8 protein-coding genes are annotated in these 7,764 nt (G+C 60.8%); 2 read left to right on the top strand and 6 right to left on the bottom strand.

Annotated elements, in window-relative coordinates; all coding sequences use genetic code 11:
- Positions 1-638, bottom strand: a 638-nt coding sequence (locus tag A5784_RS14635) for a cbb3-type cytochrome c oxidase subunit I (protein WP_197514751.1), incomplete at its 3' end; no start/stop codon positions are given.
- A gap of 249 nt (positions 639-887) precedes the next feature.
- Between A5784_RS14635 and A5784_RS14630 the strand changes: the two genes are divergently transcribed.
- A complete protein-coding gene (locus A5784_RS14630; protein WP_064945636.1) occupies positions 888-1,784 on the top strand; it encodes a LysR family transcriptional regulator in 897 nt (298 codons plus the stop codon).
- Positions 1,785-1,871: 87 nt separating this feature from the next.
- Here the strand turns inward: A5784_RS14630 and A5784_RS14625 are convergent, their stop codons facing one another.
- Together A5784_RS14625 and A5784_RS14620 are read right to left on the bottom strand one after the other, a co-directional pair.
- Entirely contained in the window at positions 1,872-3,353 is a 1,482-nt protein-coding gene (locus tag A5784_RS14625) for a catalase (protein ID WP_064945635.1), read from the bottom strand.
- Positions 3,354-3,542: 189 nt separating this feature from the next.
- Positions 3,543-4,361 (bottom strand): aldo/keto reductase, encoded by an 819-nt coding sequence (locus tag A5784_RS14620; RefSeq protein ID WP_286159430.1) that lies wholly within the window; start codon positions 4,359-4,361, stop codon positions 3,543-3,545.
- 466 nt (positions 4,362-4,827) lie between these two features.
- On the opposite strand from A5784_RS14620, the gene A5784_RS39660 reads away from it, so the two are divergent.
- Complete coding sequence (locus A5784_RS39660) at positions 4,828-4,956, top strand: hypothetical protein (RefSeq protein WP_286159429.1); 129 nt, start codon at positions 4,828-4,830, stop codon at positions 4,954-4,956.
- Positions 4,957-5,004: 48 nt separating this feature from the next.
- Here A5784_RS39660 and A5784_RS14615 read toward each other — a convergent pair whose 3' ends face one another.
- The 3 genes from A5784_RS14615 to A5784_RS14605 all read right to left on the bottom strand — a co-directional run.
- Positions 5,005-5,826, bottom strand: coding sequence for a shikimate 5-dehydrogenase (locus tag A5784_RS14615; RefSeq protein ID WP_064945634.1), 822 nt, complete (start codon positions 5,824-5,826; stop codon positions 5,005-5,007).
- A gap of 744 nt (positions 5,827-6,570) precedes the next feature.
- Positions 6,571-7,098 (bottom strand): flavin reductase family protein, encoded by a 528-nt coding sequence (locus A5784_RS14610; RefSeq protein ID WP_232006045.1) that lies wholly within the window; start codon positions 7,096-7,098, stop codon positions 6,571-6,573.
- 40 nt (positions 7,099-7,138) lie between these two features.
- Positions 7,139-7,764: LLM class flavin-dependent oxidoreductase (locus A5784_RS14605; protein ID WP_156750572.1), on the bottom strand; the 626-nt coding region annotated here is incomplete at its 5' end.

Genomic DNA, 7,764 nt, shown 5'->3' with positions numbered 1-7,764 from the left:
ATGTTCCAGGTGAAGATCGGCATCCGGAACATCGTCATACCGGGGGCGCGCATGCACACCACGGTGGTGACCATGTTCACTGCGCCCAGGATGGTGCCCAGGCCGCTGACGGCCAGCCCGAGGATCCAGAGGTCACCGCCCGGTCCGGGGGAGTGGATGGCGTCGCTGAGCGGCGAGTAGGCGGTCCAGCCGAAGTCGGCGGCGCCGCCGGGGGTGATGAATCCCCAGAGGGAGATCAAGGCGCCAAATGTGAACAGCCAGAACGACAGTGCATTCAGACGGGGGAATGCCACGTCGGGGGCGCCGATCTGCAGCGGCAACACCATGTTGGCGAACCCGAACACGATCGGGGTGGCGTAGAAGAGCAGCATCACCGTGCCGTGCATGGTGAACAGCTGGTTGAACTGCTCGTTGGAGAGAAACTGCAACCCGGGTTGGGCGAGTTCGGTCCTGATGAGCAGCGCCATGAGGCCGCCGATGAAGAAGAAGGTGAAGCACGCGACGCAGTACATGATGCCGATCAGCTTGTGATCGGTGGTCGTGATGAGCTTGTAGATCAGGTTGCCCTTGGGGCTCATCCGTTCCGGAAAAGGACGCTGCGCCTTGAGCTCTCCAACCGGGGTTGCCTCAGCAGTCACAAATATTCTCCCTGTTGTTGCGTACGGAAATCCCGTTTGGAAGGCGCGGCAATCGCGAAGCCGATTACCTTGCGGTGCGCGCTACGCTCGCAGCCGGCTTACTGCGCTGTGACGGGCTGTGTACCTGCCGAAGCCGACCACTGCGTCGACATTGCTTCGTCCTACGTAGCTAGTCTCACGAAGGACGTCCGCACTGGTCAATGGACAATATCGCCACGGCGAATGCAAAAATGCATGTGAGGAGGTCGCATGCTCGGCGCCGATAACTTGCAGTACTTTCTGGAGGTCGCGCGAACGGGGCGCTTGAACGAGGCCGCCCGGGTTCTGGAGGTCGACCAGACCACGGTCGGGCGTCGGATCGCCGCACTGGAACGCGCGACGGGTGAGCGTCTGTTTGATCGAACTGCTAATGGCTGGCGCTTGACCGAGGCCGGCGAGCGCTTGTTGCCCAAAGCCCAGGCGGTTGAATCCGCAGTGGTCGCGGCCTACGACATTCAAGACACCGCTGCCCAGGCACTGACCGGTTCGGTGCGAATCGTCACCACGGATGGATTTGGTCCGTTCGTCGTGGCACCGCATCTCGTCGAGTTGGCCGAAGCTCAGCCACTTCTCGGTGTTGAGCTCGTCACTGCGACCTCGCGTAATGCCGTGGCGGAGAGACATTTCGACGTCGCGGTGATTCTAGAGCGTCCGACGTCACGCGCGGTACGTAGCGAGCCGCTGGCGTCCTTCCAGATGCGCCTATATGCCAGTGCGGAGTACTTGGCCAAATACCCACCGATAGACACGCTCGCCGACCTGGGCAGGCACACCGTTATCTGGTTTGTGAACGTGTTGCTCGATGTCGAACCGCTACGGATCTTCGACGCACTGCCAGACGCCGAGCAGTCCCACGCGCAGATATCAAGCGTTACTGGCCATTGGTTGGCTGCTCGGAGTGGACTTGGTATCGCCGTGCTGCCGGGATACATCGGAGAAGACGACCCCGCGCTAGTGCAGGTACTGCCAGAGGCGTTCGACCTTGAACTGCAATACTGGCTAGTCATTCCACGTGAGCTCGAAAAGCTCGAGCGGGTGCGCACCGTGCGCGACTTCCTGCAGAGGACAGTGCATAACCATGCGCATCTCAGCGCTGCACTGCGGTAGCAGCCCGACCTGAACCGGCCTGGCAGCGTGCGTGGTCAGCCGTTTAGGCAGGGCACCTGGACGCTGATCAGGAACCTGTATCGAGTGCTATGCGCCCGCGGTTTCGCGGTACGCCTTCTCGATATCCTCGCCCACCTCCTGGTCGATGTTTCTCCAATACTGGAAAGCGTTGGACAGCACGGGTTCGGCGACGGTACGGAGCGCACCGGCGACCGTTTCGACGAGTCGGGCGCGCTGGTCGTCGGAGAACACGTCGCGTACCAGTGTGTGGGCCTGACCGTAGTCGTCGTCCTCGGGGTGCAAGGTGTAAGCGGCTCGGACCAGTTCGCCGTCGGACTCCCATCCGTTGTCGACCGGTCCCTGCTCGTCCTGATAGGAGCGGCCGAACGAGTTCGGCGCATACACGGGCGCATCGCCGCTGTGAAAAAACTGCATGGCGCCCTCCTTGTCGTAGGAGTTTGTGGGCACGATGGGCCGGTTCACCGGAAGCTGGTTGAAGTTGGTGCCAAGCCGGTTGCGCTGCGCGTCGGGGTAGGAGAACACGCGGGCCAGCAGCATCTTGTCTGGTGAAATGCCGGTACCCGCAACGGTGTTAGACGGACTGAAGGCAGCCTGCTCGATCTGCGCGAAGTGGTTGATCGGATTCTGGTTGAGCGTGAAGCGACCGACGGGAATGCGGGGATAGTCCGCTTTGGACCAGGTCTTGGTGAGGTCGAAGGGGTTGAATCGGTAGGTCTTGGCGTCCTCGTAGGGCATGATCTGCACCTCCATCCGCCAGGAGGGGAAGTTGCCGTTTCTGATCGCCTCGAACAGGTCGCGTCGGTGAAAGTCTGCGTCCTTGCCGGCGATCTCTTGGGCCTCTTCATTGGTGAGCGATTGCAGGCCCTGCTCGGTGAGGAAGTGGTATTTCACCCAGAACCGCTTGCCGTCAGCGTTCACCCACATGTAAGTATGCGAAGAATAGCCGTTCATATGGCGCCAGGTGCGGGGCAGACCACGGTCGCCCATGAGATAGGCGACCTGGTGCGCGGTCTCGGGGGACAGGGTCCAGAAGTCCCACTGCATGGTGTTGTCGCGTAGCCCGGAGTCGGGGAGTCGTTTCTGCGAGTGAATGAAGTCGGGGAACTTCATCGGGTCGCGCATGAAGAACACGGGGGTGTTGTTGCCCACGATGTCGAAGTTGCCGTCCTGCGTGTAGAACTTCAGCGCGAATCCGTGCACGTCGCGCCAGGTGTCAGGCGAGCCGAGTTCGCCGGCCACCGAGGAGAACCTCGCCAGCATGGGGGTTCTGACACCCTGTTGAAACAGGGTCGCCTTGGTGTAGGCAGAGACGTCCTCGGTGATGTCCAGTTCGCCGAATGCGCCGGAGCCTTTGGCATGCGGGCTGCGCTCCGGGATTCGCTCACGGTCGAAGCGGGCAAGTTTTTCCACGAGTGCGACATCGTGCAGGAGCAGGGGGCCATTGGGTCCGACACTGAGCGAGTGGGCGTCACTCTCGCGTGGCGCACCGGACTCGGTGGTTGACGCCCGAGATGAATCATGTTCTCCGACAGGGCGAATGGTCGTCATGGGTTATCCTCCTGGTCTCAGCTGCTTAATACATATGTAGATTTCTCGACCTGTCGAGAATCCGATTCCGGTCGATCGCAGGGACGCGGCCGATCAGATTGATGCCTGCGCTTACCCCAACCCCTCTTTCATGTCACGTGGATGTGATAACTGCCCAGGGCACCGGGTGCGTGGGACTGTGTGGCGCCTTCACTCTGGTAGGTAGGAGGTCAGCGGGTCGGGACCGATGCGGCCATCCGGTGTGTGTAGTCCGCTGATCCGGTGCAGTTCATCCTCGGTGAGTTCGAATCCGAAGATATCGAGGTTTTCGGTGATGCGTCCCGGTGTCGACGACTTGGGGATGGCGATGTTGCCGAGTTGAAGGTGCCAGCGGAGAATGGATTGGGCTGGGGTGACACCGTGGGCTTGGGCTATCGCGCTGATCGTGGGATCGGTGAGAATGTGTCCCTGGCCGAGTGGCGACCAGGCTTCGGTGGCGATGCCGTGACGCGCGTGGAACGCGCGCAGTCCAGGTTGAGTGAAGCGTGGGTGCAGCTCAATCTGGTTGACATCGGGCACTTCTCCGGTTTCATCGATTAGTCGAACGAGGTGCTCGATGGTGAAGTTGCTGACACCAATGGCTTTGGCGAGACCGTCGGCTTTGATTCGTTGAAGTGCCCTGAAAGTGTCGACGTACTTGTCGAGTTGCGGGACCGGCCAGTGGACAAGGTACAGGTCGACGTAGTCGAGTCCGAGGTGGCGCAGCGAGGTGTCGAAGGCACGCAACGCCGAGTCGTACCCCTGGTCGGGATTCCACAATTTGGTGGTCAGAAAGATCTCGTCACGGGGGACATCGGATTTCACGATTGCCTTACCGGTGCCTTCCTCGTTTTCGTACAGGGCGGCGGTGTCGATACTGCGATAGCCCGCTTGCAGGGCCATGGAGACAAGGTTCTCGGCGGAGTCATTGGGAATCCGCCACACCCCGAAACCGAGCTGGGGCATGGTCGCGCCGGAATGAAGGACCACGTGGGGAATTGTCATGATCGATTGCACTCCAATACGTTTCGAAGACGGAATGAGGCAGCAGCCCAATCCAGCAGTCGGCAAAGGCTCGCTGGGGGTGCGCTGACCTCTGCTCAGCTCAAAGGTGGACGGGCGCTTCCTAATCGGCTCTACACCACTACTGCGTTCGACGCCTGAACACAGTCGAGTCTCGGCCCAATCAATGTGCACGTCAATGGACAAAACTGCGGTGCCGAATGCAAAACTGCATTCGGCACTCGGCCGGAGTGCACGAAGGGGCCGTGGCTCGGCGGTGCGTCGATGCGCGGGCGGTTGAGAGCCTCCCAGCGGTCTTCACAGGTGCCACTGGCGGTTCTGTGGTGATGATCACGCTCCGCGCTGTGCGTACTGCCGGGGCCGATTCCCGAACGGCTCCTCGGGTGGGCCAGCGCTCTCGCGCTGTATCGCCGGGCAAGCTACGTTCACCATGATGATGGTGGACGTCTTCAATCTGATCCATCCGATCGGCCGGAGTCATCAGGATGCCTCGGCGAAACCGGCGACGATACGCCGCCTTCAGAAGGGCGACGGCCGGATCGCATCCACTATCTGCTGGTGACGTTCCGTGGCCATCACGGGCTGGTTGTGCTTGTCATCGACGTACGAGTCATGTTGCCGCAGCGTATGTTTCGGCCGCTTCGAGCTGTGCCCGCGACGGGCGTATTCCGGTGTAGAGAACGAACTGTTCCGATGCTTGGTGCAGCATCACCTGGTCTCCGGTGATGACTCGTTTCCCGAATTGTTTCGCTTCACATACCAGTGGTGTGTCGCGAGGCATATATACCGCATCGAAGACATACTCGGCCTCGGCGACGATGTCGGATGCGAAGGCCATCTGATCTGCCTCGGGGCCCCCGGACATACCAACCGGTGTTGCGTTCAGCAGCAACCGTGGGCGGGTGCCGGCAAGGTCGGCCCCTGCCCGTACGTCATAGCGCGCCGCAAGCTTAGACCCTCGCGCGAGGTTGCGCGGTGCCACGACGATCCCTTCGGTGAACCCCGCATCGCGTAGCGCCGCTAGCACGGCCTTTGCCATCCCGCCTGCTCCGAGCAGGGCGAAGGGCGTGTGGGTCGGGATCTCGAACTGGTCCAAAAGCAGGCGCACGGCAATGAAGTCGGTGTTGTATCCGGTGAGTACCCCCTTGTTGTTGACGATGGTATTCACCGACTCGATGGCCTGTGCCGACGCGTCGAGCTGGTCAAGGAACGGGATCACAGACTCCTTATAGGGCATCGATACGCCGACCCCTCGAATGTCCAACGAGCGGATTCCGGCGATCGTGTCTCCGATATTCGAAGAGCTGAACGACTTGTAGATGTAGTTCAAACCAAGTTCGGAGTACAGGTAGTTGTGGAATCGGTTGCCGTGATTTCCGGGTCGCGCCGCCAACGACATGCACATCACCGTGTCGCGATCAATGACATTCATGGAACCCCTGAATAGCGGTGGGAGGGAAATGTGGAGCACCGAGGCGGCAAACCACAGAAACGGACGCTGCTGATGTCCGGATACGTTGTAGTTTCGTCTAAGTCGCAGATGTGTGCAACTGCGACTTGACGAAAGCTGCCCAACGCACGCTCCCCGTAGTAATTGAACAGCCCGGTCGAGCAGTCGATACCCTGTGCGACAGCGTTTCTCATGACCGACATACCTTCTGTGCCGTTGAGGGTCAGAGTCTCTGAAACCGCTGAGCCGTAACGCGGTGTGCTCGCACCTGTTGTCTTGCGCCCGGGTCGAATTCGATGACGGATTCAAAGACAGCTTCATCGGCGTTGGCGGCTCGAAGCCCAGAAGGGCGAAGGGTGCTGGCTCTCAGCAGGGCATGGTTTCCCGCTTCGGACACGGGTGAGCTTTCATGGTCGGTGAAGCGAAGGTAATCAGTTGAGTAGCGCCTGTCACACCCGTGGTCGTGATCGGGACTGGTCCTGAGATCTCGTACTTCACCGCCTCGGCGTGCGGGGAGGTTACCGCGGTGAGAATCGTCATTGTTGCGACAGCCAGCAGGCCCAGTGCGGCCAGCGCTGCCTTCGTCTTGATCCTCCGTAGATGTTTGACCATGATCTGACATTCCTCTTTCTTGTTGATGACGTCGTTGTCGGCGAGAAAGTGGTGACGGCGTTCCGCCCTCGAGGCACGGCAGAATATGACGGGCAGTGCCCCGTGTTGAGGGGGTCAGTTGCCAGGTGTGGCGAATTGGGAGTGGGTTCCGAAGGCGCGCCGGGCATATACCAATGGCGCAGCGTCGGATGTCTCAGCGTGGACGACGCGACCGATGATGATGACATGGTCGCCGCCTTCGATCATCTGGTCTATGTCGCAGGCGATCCACGTGGCGATCTCTGCAAGTCGCGGCAGTCCGTGATCCCACATCCAGTCGGTATCGCAGAACTTGTCCGGGTGACTCTTAGCGAATTTCTGGGCAAGCTCCGCCTGATGGTGCGCGAGAATGTTCACGCCCACCCGCTCGCCCAGCTGAAGATGACCCAACAGGACAGAGCCTCGATCGAGTGCCACGGTCACCAGGGGCGGGTCGAGCGATAGCCCACCAAATGCGCTGACTGTTGTTCCATACGGTTGCGCGTCGGATGTCTTTGCGCTGACGATGGTGACGGTCTTGCACACGTTTCCCATTGATTGGATGTAGGTGTCGGTATCAATGGCAGGGGCCTCCGGCGTGGGTGAGGTGGCGGCGGTGGTCATGTTCGGTGTTCTCCTCAATGTGCTGTCGGTTGAAGAATTTTCAGTGCCTGACGTGGGGTGTGCGGAGGCCGGTGGCTTCGAGTTGGGGGATGACGTCGGTGGTGAAGCGGTTGAGGCCGTCGATGAAGTCGACGAAGGACAGGGCGACTCCGTCGATGCCGATGGCGGAGAGGTTGGCCAGGGTTTCGGCGATGTCCTCGGCCGTCCCGACGAGAGGAAACCCGCCGGACCCGGCGCGTAGATGCAGGCTGAATGCGGCCAGTTCGTCAGGGCTCATGATCTGCGAGTTGAGGCCGAGATATTTGACCATGGTTTCGCCGGCGCTGGTGTCGGCGTGGTCGACGAATATGTGTTGGAGGTAGCGTTGGGCTTCTTCGCGGGTGTCGCGTTGGATGACGTAGGCGGTGGTCCAGGTGGCGACGTCGCGGCCGGCGGTGGCGGCGTCGGTTTTGCGTTGGTCGACGGCGACGCGGGCGGCGTCGAGATCGTAGGGCAGCAGGACGTATCCGGCGTCGGCGTAGTTTGCGATGAATTGGCGGCCGGCGGGGGATCCGCCGGCGTTCATGACGGCGGGCAGTGGGGTTTGCAGGGGTTTGGGCAGTGAGTAGCCGCCGCTGACGGTGAAGAATTTGCCGTTGAATTCGAACTCGTCGTGTTCGGTCCAGA

It is taken from the genome of Mycobacterium sp. 852013-50091_SCH5140682, from assembly GCF_001665685.1.
Taxonomy (GTDB): Bacteria; Actinomycetota; Actinomycetes; order Mycobacteriales; family Mycobacteriaceae; genus Mycobacterium.
This window is presented reverse-complemented; position numbering and strand designations above follow the sequence as displayed.